Consider the following 18835-nt stretch of genomic DNA (forward strand, 5'->3'; position numbering starts at 1 on the left):
AACCCCACGGCCTTGCGCAACAGATAACTGAATTCGCAAGCGATCCTCGTACCCTGTGGGAGCGGCTTTAGCCGCGAAGAATCCAACGCGGTGCATGGCACCGGCTGCGCCGGTGTTCGCGGCTAAAGCCGCTCCTACAGGGGGGCGCGCAGTGCCAGGTGGCTGTTCCTGAAATGGGACTCTGTATGGCCCTGGTGGATCACAAGTCAGTTGTGTGCCGCCGGTGCCTTTGCCTCCAGCAGGGCGGTACCGAGCATTTGGTGATAGTGCCCGGGGCCAAGCAGACGCAAGATTCCGGCCTTTTCGAGCTTGCCAAGCACCTTGCCGTTGGCTTCGCACAGTTTCACCACGATCTGGCGTTCATGCAGTTGCTGGATCACTTCCTCCAGGGTCTGCAGCCCGGTGATATCCATGAAGGGCACCCGCTTCAGGCAAATTACCAGCAGTTCAGGGTCGGTATGCGTTTGTGACAGGGCGCGCTCGAAGGTTTCAGCGGCGCCAAAGAACAGCGGGCCTTCGATGGTGTACACCAGCACGCCGGGGGGCAGCGATTTCTGGCCGTTGCTGTGCAGTTCATTGGCCAGTTCCTCTTCGACCACCTGCTGGACTTCGACGGACGATGCCATGCGGCGCATGAACTGAAGCATGGCGAGGATGACGCCGATATTCACGGCGATCACCAGGTCGCTGAACACCGTCAAGGTGAAGGTGACGAGCAGGATGGCGATGTCGGCTCGCGGTGCGCGCTGCAGCATGCGCTTGAAATGCTTCAGCTCGCTCATGTTGTAGGCGACGACGAACAGGATCGCTGCCAGTGCGCAGAGTGGAATGTTCGACGCCAGTGGCGCCAGGAACAGAATGATCAGTACCAGTGTCAGCGCATGGATGATGCCGGCCAACGGCCCGGTAGCACCATTGCGGATGTTGGTCGCTGTCCGGGCAATGGCACCTGTGGCGGCAAAGCCCCCGAACAGCGGCACTACCAGGTTGGCGACCCCTTGGCCGATCAATTCCTGGTTCGAGTCGTGCCTGGTCCCTGCCATGCCGTCGGCGACGACAGCCGAGAGCAATGATTCGATGGCCCCCAGCATGGCGATCGCAAAGGCTGGCCCGACCAGTTCGATCACCCGCGCCAGGGAGACTTCGGGCCAGGTCAGTGACGGCAAACCTTGTGGGATAGCCCCGAAGGCGGTGCCGATGGTAGCCACACCGTCAAAATGGAACAGGGATTGGACGAGCGTCGCGAACACCATGGCTACCAGTGGCCCGGGCAGGCGTTTCAGCACGGGCAGCCTTGGCGCCAGGATCAGCAAAGCAAGGCTGCATGTCGCGAGCAGCGTCGTGGCAATGTGGAGGTCCGGCAGGGCTAGCAACAGATGCCACAGTTTTTCGTGGAAGTGCCCACCTTCGATTTCGGGCAGGCCGAAGAAGTCACGCCATTGCCCAACCCAGATGATGATGCCGATGCCGGCGGTGAAACCTACGATCACCGGGTCGGGAATGAACTTGATGACTGCACCCAGGCGGGTAATGCCAAGCACCAGCAGTATGGCGCCAGCCATCATCGTGGCCAGTTGAAGGCCTTCCACTCCGTACTTCGCCGTCACCCCTGCGAGGATCACGATGAAGGCCCCGGTCGGTCCGGCGATCTGCAATCGACTGCCGCCCAGCAAGGAAACCAGCAGCCCGCCTATGATCGCCGTGTAGATGCCTTGCTCCGGCTTGACCCCGGAAGCGATGGCGAAGGCCATGGCGAGGGGCAGCGCAACAACCCCGACGATGAGGCCGGAGACAAGGTTGCGCATCCAGTGTTCACGCTTGAACAGGCCGGCGTTCCAGGCTTCGCGAACCGCGATCATTGCAGGCTCCTTGATAAGGTGCATGCACATAGTATTTAGCATGCCATGGGCCTGTTGTGCCTCTGAACGAACTGATCGAGCTGAACGAGGCGGAGCAGGGCAGGCGCGGCATCTGCACCCTCAAATGTGAAGGCGTTGTGCGGGTCCAGATTCACGATGTCTCGCACGCTTCCTTCCGACCGCCCGTGATGATCGGAATGTAGCTTGCCGGGCCTGACTGATGGCACTTCAGGCACGGTCACCTGCAAAGCGATAACTGCGAAACAGCAGGATAGAGCGTCCAAAGACACTTGCTAAGTTTGGATCCAGTTGTTGGTAAAACTTTCCATTCGGTCAAATTACAACAACTTAGCAAACTAACTAACTTGATTTAGTGTGCCGCCTGTCGGTCGTTTTGCTCGAGAAATGAACGATTTGGATGACGCTGACTCCTATTTGCCAGCAGGTGCCTTCAATGTGATTGCACTTCGCGCCTTTCCCCAGAACTTATGGACGTTCAACCTCATCGGCATTGCAGGGATGCTCATGGGGCTTTTTTATTCCTGAATAATGGAGTATTGCCATGCCCAACCGAGGCTCTTCGGGTGAGCCACCGCGTGTATTGAGTGACAATCTACTTTTTCATTTAACGATTCGAATTTGGCTTTGACGTTGCGATTAAATCGTTCGCACACCTATTTCAAAGCCATCTAGCGCTAACGCATTGCGTGGAGAAAATGTCGTGGAGATTAATACAATTATTAGCCTGTTCGGGCAGAAAGAATCCATGGAGCTGGTGCGGTTGTCTGTTATTTACGTTCATTTATTGGCCTGTTGCATTGCCATCGGCATGGTATTCGCCAGTGACGCCGAGATGGTCAGGAACTTGTTGAAGGGTCATAAAGAAACCGGGCATGACAGTAAGCATATGACCAGCTTGCAGAAGTCCGTGGCCAATGCCCTGATATTCTTGTGGCTCACGGGCGCCGCAGTGATTGGAATTGACTACCTTGATAAAGGTATGAACTATTTTGCCAATCCGAAACTTCAAGCGAAGGTCATTATTGTCATGTTGCTGACCTTTAACGGCATGTTGTTGCATCGCTATGTATTGCCTGCCTTGCTCAAAGCAGGCAACTTGCTGGACCTGAATTTTGGCGTGCGAATGTTTGCGTTGTTCTCCGGCGCACTGTCGGGTGTGTCCTGGCTGTATGCGGCGATGCTGGGTGTTGGCCGCCCACTGGCCTGGAAATACTCGCTGACCGAGTTGCTGCTGGCCTATCCGGTACTGATCCTGCTGGGCTTTGCCATGATGGCTGCCCTGACCCAGTGGGCACGCAAACGCAGCCAGGCCGAACCGGCTCCAGCGCCTGTCTGGCGACTGGCAGGCATTCCTACCTGATTGCCTGAGTAACGCTTCGGTTGCGCCGCGAACCGGGAAACCTGGTTCGCGGCGAGCTCGTTTCATGCGCAGCCTCTGGGCGGTTCGACTGGCGGCATTGAATTTGAACGTCGCCCAATGGTGGGGCTCTTAATGCAAAGGACACCGTGAGGGCTCCATCATGAGCATTGAACGCAGCATCCCCGAGCTCGAAGCCTGGTACGCCCAATACGACGACATCAGTTACCGCCGTGAGTCGCCGGATGCCTACCACCATGAACTGCTACGCACGGCCGAGGCGCTGCGTGACGATGGTGCCATCGACTGGGACGACTGGCTGGCACTCAAGGCATTGGCCGATGACGCCCATGTGCGCGCCCTGGAAGATGCCGTGCAGGCCCATGTGAGCGATCCCGACGCATGAAAGCGCTGAAGATTGCCACGTTCAACATCAACGGCATTCGTAGCCGACTGCCGGCACTGCTGGCCTGGCTGGAGCGGGAAAGGCCTGACATTGCCTGCCTGCAGGAGCTCAAGGCGGCGGATCAGCAGTTTCCTCACCAGGCGCTGGAAGCGGCGGGGTACGGCAGCCTCTATCAAGGGCAGCCTTCGTGGAACGGTGTGGCCATTCTGTCGCGAGGAAGCGAACCACTGGAAGTACGGCGTGGCCTGCCTGGCATGGAGGACGACAACCAGAGCCGCTACCTCGAAGCCGCGGTGCACGGGGTGCTGGTGGCTTGCCTGTACCTGCCGAACGGCAACCCGCAACCGGGGCCGAAGTTCGATTACAAGCTCCGCTGGTTCGAGAGCCTGATCGAGCATGTCAAAGGGCTGCATGACGGTGGCCATCCCGCGGTGCTGGCGGGCGATTTCAATGTGGTGCCAACCGATATGGATATCTACGACACGCGCTCCTGGATGAAGGACGCGCTGCTGCAGCCCGAATCACGTGCGTGCTACCAGAAACTGCTGAATCAAGGCTGGGTCGACGCCATTCGCCATCTGTATCCGGACGAGCGCATGTACACCTTCTGGGATTATTTCCGCAACCACTGGGCACGCAACGCCGGTTTACGTATCGACCACCTGCTGCTCAACCCCGAGCTCGCGCCCTACCTGAAGCGGGCTGGTGTCGATGCCTGGGTGCGTAACGAACCCAAGGCCAGCGACCATGCGCCCGTCTGGATCGAGCTGGGCACGCGTCGCCGGCCATAGGGCAGTTCGAGCGAACCTTCAACTACCGGAACCACCGCTGGAGCCCGAACCACCAGAGCCTCCGGTCCCGCTACCCGTCCCGGTGCCGCGTTCCGATCCACTGCGGTCACTACCGGATCGGTCGGTGGTGCCATCGCCACCGGTATTGTCAGTGTCATTGCCATCGGTTCCGCCGGAACCTGTCCCCATGGCATCCGCAGGCGTGCCGGAGCCGGTCGCTCCGCCTTGGTTGTTCATGTGCCCGCTGTCATGCGGCTGCGTGCCAGGAGCACGCTGATCGTTCAGGTCGGTGGCTGCCAGCACCACAGGTGCGCTGAGCCCCAGGCACAGCACGAGCAGTAACGAATGAGGCTTCATGATCTTCATGGCGATACTCCGTTGCGGGTTGGTCACCTTCTGTTCGGCCTGCATCACCCACGGGCGTGCCGTGAAATCGACGGAATGCATGGAGCGCTGACATGCACGGGGGCGGGTTACCCCACGTGAATACTTTGAGGCCCGCGCTTCGATTCCTCTGGCAAGGCCGTGACCTTGATCGCGCGTACCGGTACGGCGAATTTTGCACCTACCTTCGAGAAGCGCTCGAGCAGGTGGAAATTGATCGCTTGCTGGATGTCCATGTACAGGTTGTAGCCCGGGTCCTTGACGATATACACGCACTCGAATTCCAGCGCCTCCTTGCCGAAGCCGCGCAGGTGGGCACGGTCGAAGCGCACCTGCTGTTGTGCCTTGATCGCTTCCTCGACGATGGCGGGTGCCTTTTTCACGGCCTCGGTTGGCGTGTCGTACGACAGGCCGAACTCGAACACGATCCGTCGTTCCTGCAGGCGCTTGTAGTTCTGGATGGTGCTGCTGATCATGCTGGCATTGGCCATGACGATCTGCTCGCCGCCCAGGCTGCGGATGCGTGTGGTCTTCAGCCCCACGTGCTCCACCGTGCCGGCCAGCGGGCCGATGACGATGAAGTCGCCCACCTCGAACGGCTTGTCGACGGCGATGGACAACGAGGCGAACAGGTCGCCGAGGATGTTCTGCACGGCCAGTGCAACAGCGATACCGCCTACCCCAAGGCTGGCGACGAAGGCGGTGATGTTCACGCCCAGGTTGGACAGCATCGCCAGCAGCACCACTGACCACAACAGTACCCGCGCACCCCATGCCGACAGCGTGGCCAGCGCGCTGCCCTGGTTCAAGCCGTCGGTGCGATGCCGGGCGAAGTAGCGACTCAGGCCCAGGCCGATGGCGCGGTTGGCCCACAGCCCGATCTGCAATGCCGCGACCACGAACCACAGGCTACCGACCCGGGTCAGCCAGCGCTCGGGCAGGTCGAGCATGCTCAGGCCCACCAGCAGCGAGGCAAGGAACAGCAGAAAATTGCTGGTCCCGGCGAGCACTTTGGCCAGCACCTGGCTTAGCGCGCCGTCATGCTCGGACCAGCGCCTGACCCGATGCAGCATGAAACTGATGGCCGCCCGCGCCACGACGAATGTCAGCAGCGCTACCGTCAGTGCCAGCAACAAATTGAGAACGGAAACTCCGAACAGTGTGGTATCGGTGAACAAGGCGATGATGCGATCACTCATGAGACACTTGCCTCCTTCCATAGGATTGGGTGACTGGTGGAGCGGCATTGCCGGCGAAGCAGGCAATGCCGCTCGCCAGGTGAGCCTCAGCCGTCGGACTGCTCCTCTGGCGGCACCTGGCCTTCGGGCCAGTCGGGTGCTTCCTTCTCCTGTTCCTGTTCCTGTTCCTGTTCAGGCACAGGTTCGCCCGGGTTGTGGGGTACTTCGTCCACGTACGGGTCGGGTTGGTTGGGGTCGATCATGGTCTGGCTCCTCGCCGTTGGGCTTTCAGGCATGTGTCCGGGCGTTCAGCCCGACTCCACGGCAGTGTTTTTCTTCCAGCCCCGCAGGTTCATGGCGCACAGGCAACCCTGCAGGATGATCAGCGCCCAGGCTTGCGCCTGCCACCCCCAGGCGGCCCACAGCACGTTGCTGGCAATGAAGCAGCAGAAACCCAGCTTGCGCCGGCCTGGGCGCCGTGAGCCGATGCACCAGGCGGCAAGTACCGTCAGGGCCATGGCAGGCCATTCAAGAAAGTCGATCCAGGCTTCCATCACGCAGCACGCTGTTCGCCCTTGAGCAGTTTTTTCTGCGCTTCCATGGCCTGGCCGAGCTCATCCAGTTGCTGCTTGCCCAGCAACTTGCGGGCGGTCGGAAACAGCTCGCTTTCTTCTTCCTCGATATGGTGTTCCAGCAGTTCCTTCATCACTTTGACCCGCCCGGCGAACTCGACGGTGCCGGTTTCGGTTTGCAGCAGGTCCGGCAGCACCAGGGAGTCGACGGTGCGGTGCTCTTCCTTGGCTTCGTAATACATCTTCGCTTCTTCCTTGCCGCCGGCCTGCTTGATGGCCGGGTACAGGATTTCTTCTTCCAGGGCGGTATGGATGCTTACCTCCTGCTTGATGCGTTCGAGCAACTCGGCGCGCTTTTTCACCGCGCGCTCAGTGGTGGAGGAGAGTTCCTCCAGCAGCTTCTTCACCAGCTCATGGTCCTGGATCAGCAAATCGATAGCGTTCATGCGACACCTCTTCGGGGCTGAAAAAATCACGATTGCCTTCGATGGAGTAGGGGCCGCGCGCCAAGGTTCAAAGCGGATGATCAGCGTACTGCTGTCGCGAAAGGCGGCTCTCACCGGAATCCGTGCAGGTTGCGCCGGCCAGGCAGGGTCACTCCTGCGGAATGAAAACGCACTGCGCTGCCTGGGCCGGCGCTGACAACACCTTCGAGAGTGCCGACATGTTCGCTGCGCAGGGTCAGGTAGAGGGTGGCGATACCCTCTTTGCTGGTGCCAAGCTGGAGCAGGAGCGACCGGCCATGGGAAAGCGATACTTGCGGCTCTGGCTGCAGCGTTTCGATGCTGGCTTCGCGTAGCAAGGTCCCCCCGAGCAGCAACATCACAGGCTCCCCGGCATTGCCGCGAACGGTGATGCGCAGGTTGTCGGTGGTGCCGCTGCGGCTGAGGCGCTGATACTCCACATGCCCCCGGCCGTCGTCGCTCATGACCTGGGCGTCACTGAGCGGACCGTTGCCGAACAGCCCGGCCAGGCCCAGCAGCACGACCACCACCAGCGCGTACCATCCGACCCGTTCGAATCGCCAGACCCGCTGCTGCATGCGCATGTCTTCCTCGACGGGGTGATGCCTTGAAGCCAGCTCGTCTTCGTCCATGCTTGCAGCCTCTCACGTAGCCTCTCACGTAGCCCCTCAGGCGCGCTCACCACGCAGCCAGCGTTGGTGGTAATGGGCCAGGTGCGACAACCCGTACAGCGCGCCCTGGCGGATTACATCCGCGCGCTCGCCAAAAAAGCGCTGGCTGCGTGTGAATACCGCCAAAGGCTCGCCGGCAAAGGCCCAGGCAAAGCACACAGTGCCCGGGGCGATGCCATCCTGCGGCTGTGGCCCGGCGACACCCGTGCTGGCGATGGCGACGGTGGCGTCGCTGTCTTTCAATGCGCCGAGGGCCATCTCCCAGGCTACCGCCTCGCTGGTCAGGCCGTAGCGTTCGATAGTCTGTGGGCTGACGCCGAGCAGGCGTTTCTTGGCGCTTGGCGAGTACACCACGTAGCCGCTTTCCAGAACCTCGCCGGTCCCCGGCACTGCTGCCAACAGCGCAACCATGGCACCGGCCGTGCAGGATTCTGCGGTGGTCAGTACCAGCTTGTGGGCCTTGAGGTAATCAAGGGCCTCGAGTACGGGGTCGGTCGTCATGGCCGGTCACTCGTGCGTTGTTTTTTGGTGGACGTGTTTCCTGCGGGATTGGTTCATTGCTTGTGTGCCACCCATCAATGGTGGGGAAAGCTTCCTGAACTTTGTTCCGTTTGCCGGCTTCCTCTAGGTAGGAGGGCGGCGGTGCGGACCTCGCGCTGCGGCCGGACTAACAGAGGAGAAGCGATCATGACCGAGCCTGTGACATATTTCTGGATCGCTGTTGCAGCGATCATCGTGTTGCTCGATCTGTGGGCCATCGTCAGTGTTTTCCGCAGTGACAAGAGCGACGTGACGAAGGCGATGTGGGCACTGTTGCTGTTGGCGCTGCCCATTGTCGGCCTGGCCATCTGGGGCGTGCTTGGGCCGCGTGGAATCAAACGCGGTACCGGGCCGTCGTCGCCTGAACATAGCAAGGGGTAGGAGGGGAGATGAAGAAAGGATCGGAGACACCTCGCAGCGGAACCCAAGGTGAAGAGGAACGGGACAATGATGCGCAGCGTCCTGATGGGTCAACTGGCACGTCCCATGATTCCACTGCGCAGAAAACAGCTCGTGATAAAGCGCAACGCAAGCGTTGAGCGGGCCGTGAGCAGTTGAGCGGTGCAGCAGGGCTTCACCCGCGCCCACGGGCAAAGTGCCTTCGTGAATTCGGCGCGGTCCCTGTGGGAGCGGGCAAGCCCGCGAACACCGGCGAAGCCGGTGCCATGAGCCACGTCAAGCCGAGCGTGAAGCCATGACCAAGAATCCAGCGTCGCAAACAAGCTTTGCCCCGTCGGCCACGCCAAGGCAGGTTGCGGGTGTGCTGGCATCGGCCACGTTGATGGTGCTTGCCTCGGGAGTTGCGCCGCATGACCGTGCAGATTGGTGGCTCGAAAACGTTTTGCCGCTGGCACTCCTGCTCACCTTGGCTGCAACCAGCCGCTATTGGCGCTTTTCGTGGCATGCCTACCTGGCAATCATGGTGATGCTGGCGATTCATGAGCTAGGCGCGCATTTCACCTATGCCAAGGTTCCCTATGACGCTTGGCTGCGTGCGCTTACCGATCACTCTCTGAATGCCTGGATGGGCTGGCAACGCAACCAGTTCGATCGTCTGGTGCATCTGAGCTACGGCCTTCTGTTCGTCTTGCCGATCAGGGAACTGCTCCAGCGCCAGGCCCTGTTGCGAGGCGCCTGGTTGGCGTTGTGCACTGTTTCTTTCGTGCTTGCGACATCGGCGCTGTACGAACTGCTGGAGTGGATAGGCGGCCAATACCTGGGCGATGACCGGGCCCAAGCCTTTCTCGCGACCCAGCAAGACCCTTGGGATGCGCAAAAGGACATGGCCTTGGCTTTGCTCGGCGCACTTTTCACCTTGTTGATCCAGTGGTTTGGGTCACGCAAGCTTTGGGGCAGAAGGGTAGTGTGTCTGGGGGACAGGCACGGCTGACGGGGCAGGACTTATCGCTGTGTAGGAGCGGCCTTGTGTCGCGAAAGGGCTGCGAAGCAGCCCCAGGGTTTCGGCGCAGACGCATAAGTTGCTGGGGCTGCTTCCGCAGCCCTTTCGCGACACAAGGCCGCTCCTGCAAGACCAGCAGGTAGCATCCAACGCGATCAGAACTTCAAAAGGCCTCTCCATCACTGGAAAGGCCTTTCGCAATCAGCCTGTGACCATCGAAAATCCCTAAAGTTTCCGTCGGGAAAACAGTAACTTGGAGAATTTCTCCAAGTCGTGTCACTCGTCGGATTTCCATTGTAAGGCCCTGTCCAGAGCCTCAGGATCGCCTCCGTATCCCTCTGAGGCTTTCACATATGAAGTACTCCTCGATTCTCTTGTTGTCACTTGGCCTGCTGAGCGGCGTTGCGTCGGCAGGCGGCAATACCGAAGCAGGTATAGGTGGCGCATTGGGTGGAGTATTGGGCTCGGTAGTCGGCCAGTCGATCGGCGGCAGCACCGGCTCGGCAATCGGCGCCGGCCTGGGTGGCGCGGCCGGTGGTGCGGTGGGTGCCGACAAGCACAGCCGTGGCGAGGCGGCCATTGGCGGCGCACTGGGTGCAGCTGGCGGTAACGTGGTGGGTCGCAAGATGGGCGGCACCACTGGCAGCATGATCGGCGCAGCAGCCGGTGGCGGTGTGGGTGGTGCCTTGGGCAACCACATGGGCCGGGAATACGATGACGAGAGCGGGCATCGCTATCGTGATTATGACGACGATGACGATGATCGGGGCTGGCGCCGTCACCGCCACGACCGTGGCAATCACTACGGCTGGCGCAACAAACACCGCCACGACGACTGACCCCCGCGTTACAGGCCCATCGCAAGGGCTGGCCGCAGCAATTGCGGCCAGCCAGGCCAATACCTCCAGCGCCCCTTGCTCCAGGCACCTGCTATGAAGTCCCCCCAGATTTGAACTGCATGAAAGAGGGGACGCTATCGATCTTGAGTTTTCAGTCAACCTGAGGATGGGCATTGGGTAGTTTGTACCAGGGGACTGCGCAGTCCACGTGAACATGCTTCTGCTTCCTGGGTAGAAACGGGGTATCGAGCGTACCTAGCGCTATCGAAACCCAGTCAGCAAACTCACCCTCGAGGCGTGACCAGAACAAGGTCGAACCGCACTCGGCGCAGAACTCGCGCACTACCGTCGGTGATGAAGCAAAAGCCTTGATGCTGTTGGCGCCGCGAAGTATTCGCAGCATGCTGCATGGAACGCTGCCGTACGAAGCGAATGCAGCCCCGTGACCTTTGCGGCACTGGCTGCAATGACAATGGCTCACTGCCTTTGGCGGGGCGAGTAATTGGTAAGTGACCGCTGCGCACAAGCAGCTTCCCTGGAATGTCTCTGTCATAGGCGCTTCCGTGCAGGTAAGGAAAACAGCGTAACCGCCTCGGCTGGATCAGTCGACTGGCCGTTCGTGGCCATTCTCGACCTCAGGATCAGTAGTGATCTCGTGGGGGAGGGCTTGCCATGAAGTGGCGGGCTTGGCTTCAGCAACAGGGGTTACCCTAATGCCGGTCAGTTAAGCAAATTGGGGCCGCTTTGCGGCCCTTTCGCGACACAAGGCCGCTCCCACAAAGGCTTTGTTCCATGCGCGAGAGCGCAGCCATGAAGTAGAGGGCTGTTGTGGCTTGCCGCGCCTAGTTCGCGGGCAAGAGGATCACGAAGTTCTTTTTCATGTCTTCCAGCACGGTCCATTTACCCTTGGCGCCCGGTTCGATGATGAACGTGTCGCCAGCGGCCAGTTTGATGGGGGCGCAACCCTCAAGCTCGATGACGCAGCATCCACTCAGTACATGGCAGAACTCCCAAACCTTGTAGTCGATGCGCCACGCTCCGGTGCTGGCTTCCCATTCTCCGGAAATGCGACCTTGCTGTTCATCGTGATAGTACTTGGACGTCAGCGTATGAGGGGTGCCTTCCACGACCTCTTCAAAAAAGGGAAGGTCGCGTATCGGTTGGATATCCAGTTCGCGGAACACGGTCAGTTTCTTGTTCATGGCTTTTTCTCGAGCACGTTTTGGTTAGGGCGATACATCAAATAGGCTTCACCGGTTACGCCCAGCATCGGGTGCGGAACTATCTGGCAGGTTTTAACAATTTGAAAACCGTGACGTTCGTAGAAGCGGCGTGCACCGTGGTTTTCTGCGTAATCGATCAGGCATAGCCCATTCAGGCCAGACTCCTCGGCGCGCTGCTGGGCGTGGCGAAGAAACTGGACGCCCAGCCCCTGGCTGCGCCAGGCTTCATCCAGGGCCAGGCTGGATATGTACAAGGTGTCGGGTATTTCCATGTCGGAATAAGGCGCGAGGACCGGGTCTGCCTCGACAGACCTGTCAGGGGTCTCGCGCAAGGCATAGCTATGCATCATGCCGATGACACGCCCTTCGAAAGTGGCCATCAGGCAGTTCTTGTAGGAAAAGTCGCCTTGTTCCCTGGCATAGCGAGACGCACCGACGCTCAGCAATGCTTCTCCAGGAGCGGCAAGCTTGCTCCATATGTAATCGGCCATGCCCTCCGATGTCAGTTGAAAGAAGCGCGCAATATCGTGCGCGTCCGAGGCTTGAGCGGGCCTGAAGTCGATAGGCATGTACAGTGCTCCCATGGGACCGGGTGGTCAGTTTTCAAGGATTACGCCTTTGGCAGGGAGGCAGGGTAGGCGGGTTGAACGGTGCCCATCATGCTGTGGGCGAACACCGTCAGCACGGTGTGCGACGCTGTCCCATGCGCAAAGGCATGGCGGCATCTGTAACCGGGGCCGCTTCGCGGCCCATCGCCGGCAAGCGCGGCTCCCACAGGTACAGCGCATGCATGAAGGCTGGTGATATTCCCGAGGAAGATTGCCCAGCCCCTTTGGGCTGCGCTGTCGCGCAGAGAACAAATATCGCTCGTCTGACGCGTCCTTTGTAGGAGCATCCTTGTGCTGCGAAGAGGCCGGTACAAGCAACAGAGCGTGGATCAGTGTAAGCGCCGGGTCGTTAGCAGCCATCCGAGACCAACCGCTATGGACCCAAAGCGGACGCTAAAAGATAACTGATTTTGTAAGCGCGACGCGTACTCTGTGGGAGCGGGTTTACCCGCGAAGCAGGCGCCGCGGTGGATGGCACCGGCTGTGCCGGTGTTCGCGGGTGAACCCGCTCCCACAATGATTTCTGTTGGGCAGAACGACAGCCAAGGATCGATTGTGGGCAGCTATGGATCACCCCTTTACCTTTTTTCTTCGCTAGCCTGGAGCACCCCGGCAGCATGCCTTGGCAATGCGATAGAAATCAGGGCAGCCAGCAGAACAAACGCTGTGGAGATCCACAGGCAGGCTCCCAGCCCGTAAGCCTGGAATACCCAACCGGAAAGCAGCGTACCGACCAGCCGCCCTAGCGCGTTGGACATGTAATAGAAGCCCACATCCAGCGATACCCCGTCTTCCTGGGCATAGCTGACGATCAGGTAGCTGTGCAGCGACGAATTCACGGCGAACAGCACGCCGAACAGCATCAGCCCGCCCAGAAGCACCACCTGCGCCGACCAGCCTGCCGACAGGCCCAGGGCGATAAGCGCCGGCAGCCCGGCAAGGGCGATCGCCCAGATGAAAGCCGCGCGACCGTCGGGCACATGGCCGCGTTTCTTGCCAGTAATGTGGGGGGCAAGCGACTGGACGATGCCGTAGCCGATTATCCATGCAGCCAGGAAACCGCCGACCAGCCAGAAGTCCCAGCCAAAAGCCGTGCTCAGGTACACCGGCAAAGCGACGACGAACCAGACGTCACGGGCGGCAAAGAGAAACAGCCGTGCGGCCGAGAGAATGTTGATGGCCCGGCTCTTGGACAGCATGTCGCGGAACTTCGGTTTGGCCTTGGCCTTGCCCAGGTCCTTCTTCAGCAGGATCAGGCTGCCGATCCAGATCAATGCCAGTACCGCCGCCATGGCCAGCACCGCCAGGGTGAAGCCGAGCAGGGCGAGCAGGGCACCACCAAGGAAGAAGCCCACGCCCTTTAGCGCGTTTTTCGAACCGGTGAGAATGGCTACCCACTTGTACAGGGTGCCTTGCTGGCTGTCCGGCACCAGAAGCTTGATGGAGCTCTTGGCGCTCATCTTGTTCAGGTCCTTGGCGATGCCGGACAGCGCCTGTGCCGCCATCACCCAGGGCACTGTCAGCCAGGCTGCCGGCACCGTGAGCATCAGCAGGGCCAGAACCTGCAGGCCCAAGCCTATGTTCATGGTGCGATTCAGCCCCAGGCGGGCGCCGAGGTAGCCGCCCACCAGGTTGGTGATCACGCCGAACACTTCGTAGAACAGGAACAGCGCCGCGATTTGCAACGGCGTGTAGCCCAGTGAATGGAAGTGCAGTACCACCAACATGCGCAATGCGCCATCGGTGAGGGTGAAGGCCCAGTAGTTGCCGGTAACCAGCAGGTACTGACGCACTTCCATGGACAGGGCTGACAACGCCTTCATGATTGCCGTCTACTCCGCCATGCCGACCATTCGGGCCAGTTCCGCTGCACGGTTGGCGTAGCCCCACTCGTTGTCGTACCAGGCGTAGATCTTCACCTGGGTACCATTGACCACCAGGGTCGATAGCGCATCGATGATGGAGGACCGCGGGTCGGTGCGGTAGTCGATGGACACCAGCGGTCGCTGTTCGTAGCCCAGGATACCCTTCAACGGGCCTTCGGCAGCCGCCTTCAACAACGCATTGACCTCTTCGGCAGTGGTCTCGCGTGCCACTTCGAACACGCAGTCGGTCAGCGAGGCGTTGGCCAGCGGTACACGTACGGCGTGCCCATTCAGCTTGCCGCGCAGTTCAGGAAAGATCTCGGCGATTGCGGTAGCCGAGCCCGTGGTGGTCGGGATCAGGCTCATGCCCGAGGCGCGGGCGCGACGCAGGTCCTTGTGCGGTGTATCGAGGATGCTCTGGGTATTGGTCAGGTCGTGGATGGTGGTGATCGAGCCGTGGCGGATGCCCAGGTTCTCGTGAATCACCTTGACCACTGGGGCCAGGCAGTTGGTGGTGCAGGAAGCGGCGGTGACGATACGGTGCTGCGCCGGGTCGAACAGGTGCTGGTTGACGCCCATCACCACGTTCAGCGCGCCTTTCTCCTTCACTGGCGCGCAGACCACCACGCGTTTGACGCCCTGGTCCAGGTAGGCCTGGAGCACGGCTACCGACTTCATCTTGCCGCTGGCTTCGATGACCAGCTCGCAGCCCGACCAGTCGGTGTCCGCAATGTTCTTGTTCGCGGTGACCTTGATGCGCTTGCCCTCGATCACCACCGAGTCGCCATCTGCCCCGGCTTCACGATCCCAGCGCCCGTGGACCGAATCGAAATTGATCAGGTGGGCGTGGGTCTCGGCGTCGCCGGCCGGGTCATTGATCTGGACGAATTCGAATTCCGGCCAGCCCCAGGACGCGCGCAGCGCCAGGCGACCGATACGGCCAAACCCATTGATGCCTACTTTGATTGCCATGGTCTTGTTCTCGAGTTGTGACTTCAGATGGATCGTTGATTGACACGCCTGGACAATTCCTCGGCCGACTCCTTGCGCTCGGAGTAGCGGTCGACGAGGTAGTCGGCGCGGTCGCGCAACAGCAGGGTGAACTTCACCAGTTCTTCCATGACGTCGACGACACGGTCGTAGTACGGGGACGGTTTCATGCGGCCCGTTTCGTCGAACTCCAGGTAGGCCTTGGGCACGGACGACTGGTTAGGGATGGTGAACATGCGCATCCAGCGGCCAAGCACGCGCAACTGGTTGACCACGTTGAACGACTGCGAACCACCGCATACCTGCATGACCGCAAGGGTCTTGCCCTGGGTCGGCCGTACGGCGCCCATGCTCAGGGGGATCCAGTCGATCTGCGACTTGAACACGCCGGTCATTGCACCGTGGCGTTCCGGCGAGCACCAGACCATGCCTTCGGACCACAACACCAGATCGCGCAGTTCCTTGACCATGGGGTGGTCATCGGGCACGTCATCCGCCAGTGGCAGCCCGGACGGGTTGAAGATGCGCGTCTCGGCACCGAAGTGCTCCAGCAGGCGCGCCGCTTCTTCCGTCAGCAGACGGCTGAACGAACGTTCGCGGGTCGATCCGTACAGCAGCAGGATGCGAGGCTTGTGGGTGGACCGCTGCGCGATCGCCAGTTTCTCGGCTGTCGGCAGATCGACCAGGTCGTTGTCGATGTTGGGAATGTGGTGTTCGGTCATGTTTCACTCCTGGGACAAGGCGCCAGATGGCTGATCGAACCAGCGACGCTTGAGCCACCAGGCCACGCCAACCAGCGAGATCAGTACCGGCACTTCCACCAAGGGCCCGATGACGGTGGCAAACGCGACCGGCGAGGCGAGGCCGAAGGTGGCGATGGCCACCGCAATGGCCAGTTCGAAATTGTTGCTTGCCGCAGTGAAGGCCAGCGCAGTGGTGCGGGGGTAGTCGGCCTCCAGCAGCTTGCCCATCCAGAAGCTGAAGAGGAACATCACCGCGAAATAGATGGTCAGCGGGATGGCGATGCGCAGCACGTCCAGCGGCAGTTGCAGCACCATGTCGCCTTTCAGGCTGAACATGGCAACGATGGTCAGCAGCAACGCCACGAGGGTCAGCGGGCTGATTTTCGGAATGAAGTGCTCCTGGTACCAGGTGACGCCTTTACGGCTGATCAGGGTCTTGCGGGTCAGGAAACCGGCCAGGAACGGGATACCCAGGTAGATCAACACCGATTGGGCTATATCGAGGAAGCTGGTCTCGATGACGCTACCTTCCAGGCCGAACAGTGGCGGCAGCAGGCCCAGGAAGATCCAGGCGTACACGCTGAAGAACAGAATCTGGAAAATGCTGTTGAAGGCGACCAGGCCGGCCACGTACTGGTTATTGCCGCCGGCGATCTGGTTCCATACCAGCACCATGGCGATGCAACGCGCCAGGCCGATGAGTATCAGGCCGGTCATGTACTCGGGCTTGTCGGAAAGGAACACTACTGCCAGCCCGAACATCAGCACCGGGCCGATCACCCAGTTCTGGATCAGCGACAGGGCAAGGATGCGCTTGTTCTTGAAGACCTGTGGCAACTCCTCGTATTTCACCTTCGCCAATGGCGGGTACATCATGACGATCAGGCCGATTGCGATGGGGATGTTCGTCGAGCCCACCGACAGCCTGTTCAGCCACGCTGGCAACCCCTGGAACAGGCTGCCGAGAGTGATCCCCAGGCCCATGGCCAGGAAGATCCAGACCGTCAGGTAGCGGTCGAGGAAGGAAAGCCGGCTTTTGCTCATGGTGTATCTCCCTGAACGTCAGAGCGTTCCGATGATCGCCAGCTCGGCCTTGAGCCGGGCTGCATCCAGTTGTTCGAAAGGCAATGCGAGAAATGCCTTTTTTCTCGGCAGTGGTCAGCAGCAGGCAGCGACGCGCTGAGGGCGGTCACCCATGGTGTCCAGTCGTTTGGCGCTGGTGCTCAACCATTCGCGATTGGCTTCCAGCGTGGTTACCAGCACATCGCGTACCCAGGCGGGCAGTTCTGGATGCAGGCGGTAGTAAACCCATTGGCCCTGCCTGCGGTCTTCAAGCAGGCCGCAGGTGCGCAGTTGTGCGAGGTGGCGAGAAACCTTGGGTTGGCTTTCTTCCAGGGCGCAGATCAGTTCACAGACGCACAGCTCTTCCTCGCGAGCGATCAGCAGCATCATCCGAATGCGGTTCTCGTCGGCGAGGCATTTGAAGACCTGGGTCGGGGTCAGCGAGTCAGTCATGGCAGTTCTCGGTGTTTGCTTTTCATGCTTGATATATATGGTTTTTCAAATATACGATTTTTCGCATGTATTGCAAGGCCTGCCAGATTGATTCCTGCAGACGAAAAGAAGGCCTTGCAGGAGATCGCCCAGCCCTTTGGGCTGCGCTGTCGCGCAGAGAACTCAATTCGCAAGCGCGACGCGGCCTCTGTGGGAGCGGGCGTGCCCGCGAAAAATTCAACGCGGTGGTTGGCACCGGCTGCGCCGGTGTTCGCGGCGGTTCGACGCCTCGACACGCCCGCTCCCACAGAGGCCCTGCTCAATCATCCAGCTATATGCAGTTCCATGAGGGCGGGCCAGTCCGTTCCACCGTAGCGTCCTGTCGATCAAGGCTTGACCGCCCACGCTGTGCAAATACGTTTAACATGCTCCAGGCCTGCCCCCATCGTTGAAGAGATCTGTATGGAGTTACGTCAGCTTCGCTATTTCCTGAGTGTTCTGGAGTACGGCAGCCTTGGCAGGGCTGCGGTCGAGCTAGGGGTTGGCGCCTCGGCTTTGAGCCAGCAGTTGTCGAAGCTGGAGAGCGAGGTGAGTACCCGGCTTTTGACGCGTTCGAGCACCGGCGTAGCGCCGACCGCGGCCGGACTGGCCTTCGAATACCATGCGCGTCTTGCGCTTCGTCAGGCGGAACATGCTGTGCTGGCAGCTCAAAGTGGCCGCATGAGCGGCTATGCCAGCGTGGGGCTGGCTCCGACCACGGCTTCGATTCTTGGCCTTGCCTTGATCGACAGGATGCGAGAGCGCTATCCCGATATCCGTCTGCACCTGGTGGAGATGCTGTCTGGTTATCTGATGAACCAACTCAATGCCAGGCACCTTGACCTGGCGGTGCTGTTCCAGGCAGAGACGGGGCCGCGCCTGGAGGTGCGGGGGCTGCTGACGGAACGGCTGTTCGTGCTGGTTCCCGCACCGCTGGTCAAGGACGGCTGGGGCGAGTCGCTCACGTTGCAACAGATCGCGACGTTGCCGTTGGTGATGCCCAGCAACCAGCATGGATTGCGCACGACGTTGCGCTCGATTTTCGAGCGGGCAGGGCTGGAGGCCAGCATCGTCATGGAAGTCGATGGCCTGTCGCTGTTGATGGATTGCGTGTGTGCGGGCCATGCCGCCACCATCCAACCTGGCGCGACAGTGGCCCGGGCGCATCAGGCGGGCCTGCGCGTGTTTGCTGTCGACGAAGCCCTGGCGCAGCGTCGCAATGTGATTGTCAGCCTGACTGATGACGAGCTCTCACCGGCGGCGCTGGCTACGCGGATCGTACTGCAGGACGTTGCCCGGGAGCTGGTGGAGCAGGGCCGATGGCCAGGCGCACGGCTGCTTTGACCCAGGCGCCGGGGGCGCTTGTTCCGACCCTTTAGAAAAACTGAATGC

At 60.4% G+C, this 18835-nt stretch carries 23 protein-coding genes and 1 pseudogene; 7 read left to right on the forward strand and 17 right to left on the reverse strand.

Annotation, left to right across the window (positions count from 1 at the left end):
• Positions 1-206 precede the first annotated feature (206 nt).
• A complete protein-coding gene (locus tag AC2T3R_RS10740; protein WP_410953006.1) occupies positions 207-1859 on the reverse strand; it encodes a SulP family inorganic anion transporter in 1653 nt (550 codons plus the stop codon).
• 766 nt (positions 1860-2625) lie between these two features.
• On the opposite strand from AC2T3R_RS10740, the gene AC2T3R_RS10745 reads away from it, so the two are divergent.
• The 3 genes from AC2T3R_RS10745 to xth all read left to right on the forward strand — a co-directional run bounded on the left by AC2T3R_RS10745 (position 2626) and on the right by xth (position 4434).
• A complete protein-coding gene (locus tag AC2T3R_RS10745; RefSeq protein ID WP_015270058.1) occupies positions 2626-3240 on the forward strand; it encodes a hypothetical protein in 615 nt (204 codons plus the stop codon).
• A 160-nt stretch (positions 3241-3400) separates the two neighbouring features.
• The gene (locus AC2T3R_RS10750; RefSeq protein WP_003257678.1) at positions 3401-3643 is read left to right on the forward strand and encodes a hypothetical protein; all 243 of its coding nucleotides are present in this window, start codon (positions 3401-3403) and stop codon (positions 3641-3643) included.
• Positions 3640-4434, forward strand: a complete 795-nt coding sequence (xth, locus tag AC2T3R_RS10755; RefSeq protein WP_486745081.1) for an exodeoxyribonuclease III — start codon at positions 3640-3642, stop codon at positions 4432-4434. Before AC2T3R_RS10750 ends, xth begins: the two co-directional genes overlap by 4 nt.
• 18 nt (positions 4435-4452) lie before the next feature.
• Here the strand turns inward: xth and AC2T3R_RS10760 are convergent, their stop codons facing one another.
• The 7 genes from AC2T3R_RS10760 to AC2T3R_RS10790 form a co-directional block, all read right to left on the reverse strand.
• Positions 4453-4881, reverse strand: coding sequence for a hypothetical protein (locus AC2T3R_RS10760; protein WP_486745082.1), 429 nt, complete (start codon positions 4879-4881; stop codon positions 4453-4455).
• A gap of 26 nt (positions 4882-4907) precedes the next feature.
• Entirely contained in the window at positions 4908-6017 is a 1110-nt protein-coding gene (locus AC2T3R_RS10765) for a mechanosensitive ion channel family protein (RefSeq protein ID WP_023661904.1), read from the reverse strand.
• An 86-nt stretch (positions 6018-6103) separates the two neighbouring features.
• A complete protein-coding gene (locus tag AC2T3R_RS10770) occupies positions 6104-6259 on the reverse strand; it encodes a hypothetical protein (RefSeq protein ID WP_217190497.1) in 156 nt (51 codons plus the stop codon).
• Between the two features lie 45 nt (positions 6260-6304).
• Complete coding sequence (locus AC2T3R_RS10775; protein ID WP_015270062.1) at positions 6305-6550, reverse strand: hypothetical protein; 246 nt, start codon at positions 6548-6550, stop codon at positions 6305-6307.
• Positions 6550-7014: a PA2171 family ribosome-binding persister protein gene (locus tag AC2T3R_RS10780; protein WP_004376291.1), complete on the reverse strand. Its 465-nt coding sequence runs from the start codon at positions 7012-7014 to the stop codon at positions 6550-6552. Before AC2T3R_RS10780 ends, AC2T3R_RS10775 begins: the two co-directional genes overlap by 1 nt.
• A 110-nt stretch (positions 7015-7124) precedes the next feature.
• Positions 7125-7664, reverse strand: a complete 540-nt coding sequence (locus AC2T3R_RS10785) for a hypothetical protein (protein WP_486745083.1) — start codon at positions 7662-7664, stop codon at positions 7125-7127.
• Between the two features lie 36 nt (positions 7665-7700).
• Entirely contained in the window at positions 7701-8204 is a 504-nt protein-coding gene (locus AC2T3R_RS10790; RefSeq protein ID WP_013972207.1) for a CinA family protein, read from the reverse strand.
• A gap of 186 nt (positions 8205-8390) precedes the next feature.
• Here AC2T3R_RS10790 and AC2T3R_RS10795 point away from each other — a divergent pair, with 186 nt between their 5' ends.
• The 3 genes from AC2T3R_RS10795 to AC2T3R_RS10805 all read left to right on the forward strand — a co-directional run bounded on the left by AC2T3R_RS10795 (position 8391) and on the right by AC2T3R_RS10805 (position 10481).
• Positions 8391-8624: a PLDc N-terminal domain-containing protein gene (locus tag AC2T3R_RS10795; protein WP_004376302.1), complete on the forward strand. Its 234-nt coding sequence runs from the start codon at positions 8391-8393 to the stop codon at positions 8622-8624.
• Between the two features lie 313 nt (positions 8625-8937).
• The gene (locus tag AC2T3R_RS10800; RefSeq protein ID WP_410953012.1) at positions 8938-9633 is read left to right on the forward strand and encodes a DUF2238 domain-containing protein; all 696 of its coding nucleotides are present in this window, start codon (positions 8938-8940) and stop codon (positions 9631-9633) included.
• Between the two features lie 362 nt (positions 9634-9995).
• Positions 9996-10481, forward strand: a complete 486-nt coding sequence (locus AC2T3R_RS10805) for a glycine zipper domain-containing protein (RefSeq protein ID WP_025339507.1) — start codon at positions 9996-9998, stop codon at positions 10479-10481.
• 151 nt (positions 10482-10632) lie between these two features.
• On the opposite strand, the gene AC2T3R_RS10810 is transcribed toward AC2T3R_RS10805, so the two are convergent.
• The 9 genes and pseudogenes from AC2T3R_RS10810 to AC2T3R_RS10850 form a co-directional block, all read right to left on the reverse strand.
• Positions 10633-11034 (reverse strand): GFA family protein, encoded by a 402-nt coding sequence (locus AC2T3R_RS10810; protein ID WP_410953013.1) that lies wholly within the window; start codon positions 11032-11034, stop codon positions 10633-10635.
• 289 nt (positions 11035-11323) lie between these two features.
• Positions 11324-11683 (reverse strand): cupin domain-containing protein, encoded by a 360-nt coding sequence (locus AC2T3R_RS10815; RefSeq protein ID WP_025339506.1) that lies wholly within the window; start codon positions 11681-11683, stop codon positions 11324-11326.
• Positions 11680-12273, reverse strand: a complete 594-nt coding sequence (locus tag AC2T3R_RS10820; protein WP_176240846.1) for a GNAT family N-acetyltransferase — start codon at positions 12271-12273, stop codon at positions 11680-11682. Before AC2T3R_RS10820 ends, AC2T3R_RS10815 begins: the two co-directional genes overlap by 4 nt.
• Positions 12274-12890: 617 nt before the next feature.
• Entirely contained in the window at positions 12891-14135 is a 1245-nt protein-coding gene (gene arsJ / locus AC2T3R_RS10825; RefSeq protein ID WP_486745084.1) for an organoarsenical effux MFS transporter ArsJ, read from the reverse strand.
• 9 nt (positions 14136-14144) lie between these two features.
• Positions 14145-15149 carry an ArsJ-associated glyceraldehyde-3-phosphate dehydrogenase gene (locus AC2T3R_RS10830; RefSeq protein ID WP_486745085.1) on the reverse strand — a complete coding sequence of 335 codons (1005 nt, stop codon included), beginning with the start codon at positions 15147-15149 and terminating at the stop codon, positions 14145-14147.
• A 23-nt stretch (positions 15150-15172) separates the two neighbouring features.
• Entirely contained in the window at positions 15173-15889 is a 717-nt protein-coding gene (arsH, locus tag AC2T3R_RS10835; protein ID WP_410953017.1) for an arsenical resistance protein ArsH, read from the reverse strand.
• Positions 15890-15892: 3 nt separating this feature from the next.
• Positions 15893-16954: an ACR3 family arsenite efflux transporter gene (arsB, locus tag AC2T3R_RS10840; RefSeq protein ID WP_486745086.1), complete on the reverse strand. Its 1062-nt coding sequence runs from the start codon at positions 16952-16954 to the stop codon at positions 15893-15895.
• Positions 16955-16972: 18 nt separating this feature from the next.
• Positions 16973-17059, reverse strand: a pseudogene (locus AC2T3R_RS10845) (arsenate reductase ArsC); the annotation flags it as partial.
• Between the two features lie 9 nt (positions 17060-17068).
• Positions 17069-17425 carry a metalloregulator ArsR/SmtB family transcription factor gene (locus AC2T3R_RS10850; RefSeq protein WP_013972227.1) on the reverse strand — a complete coding sequence of 119 codons (357 nt, stop codon included), beginning with the start codon at positions 17423-17425 and terminating at the stop codon, positions 17069-17071.
• A gap of 441 nt (positions 17426-17866) precedes the next feature.
• Between AC2T3R_RS10850 and AC2T3R_RS10855 the strand changes: the two genes are divergently transcribed.
• Entirely contained in the window at positions 17867-18787 is a 921-nt protein-coding gene (locus AC2T3R_RS10855) for a LysR family transcriptional regulator (protein ID WP_013972228.1), read from the forward strand.
• The last annotated feature ends 48 nt before the right edge of the window (positions 18788-18835 follow it).

It is taken from the genome of Pseudomonas sp. PVC-5-1 (assembly GCF_057444345.1).